General features: G+C 40.4%; 1 protein-coding gene and 1 pseudogene. Both read left to right on the forward strand.

Annotated elements, in window-relative coordinates:
- Positions 1–306: pseudogene (locus DDR33_RS26240) on the forward strand (hypothetical protein); the annotation flags it as partial.
- Between the two features lie 125 nt (positions 307–431).
- A partial coding sequence (locus DDR33_RS25190) for a hypothetical protein (RefSeq protein WP_146198884.1) occupies positions 432–745 on the forward strand: 314 nt, incomplete at its 3' end.

Below are 745 nucleotides of genomic sequence, written 5' to 3' on the forward strand. Positions count from 1 at the left end.
CGGGCTCATGAAATAAAGGTCGAGACGGCGAATTGGCCGGATTATGTTTTTACTCCGCAATTTCAAAGACGTCCCCTTGCTGAGTTAGAACGCTTTGTTCTGGAGAACAATCATTTACCAGAAATCCCTTCTGCCCGCGAAGTAAATGATAACGGCATAAGTCTGGGCGAAATGAATGCAAAACTCCTGAAAAAAATAGAAGAGCTGACACTATATCTTATCGACCAGAACAAAACCATCCAGGAGCAGGGCCGCAGGCTGGACATTCTTACAAAGAAGATGAATAAAATGAAGGGGAAAGAATAAGTTGAGGACCCAAAACGTAAAAGGGCTTTATAATACCCGCTTCAAAAAGCTATATCTCACAAGAATCAAATCATTCAACGACATGAAAGGTATCTTATACAACAATAATCCATCAACCATATAACATGATGCTTAAATCAGGAATTATAAAAAATCGCTTTCTGTTAGTCGCCGCGATTAGCTGCGCTGCCTTCTTTGATACTCTGGCCCAAACCAACAAAATAGAAGCTCAGGGAAATGTTGGAATCGGAACATTAAACCCATCTGCCCCTCTTGAAGTGGCAGGTAATTATAATGAATTTACACAAATCAGGAATGCCATTGTCCTCAGAAATAATGGGGTGACTCCCAACAGTTCGAATAGTATTGTATTTGTGGGCAACAATACAAAATTATGGGAAATGACAAATGATTTAGGGGCACAGGGCTCGAATGATTT

Origin of the sequence: Pararcticibacter amylolyticus (genome assembly GCF_003130405.1) — a bacterium.
In the GTDB taxonomy this organism is placed as follows: domain Bacteria; phylum Bacteroidota; class Bacteroidia; order Sphingobacteriales; family Sphingobacteriaceae; genus Arcticibacter; species Arcticibacter amylolyticus.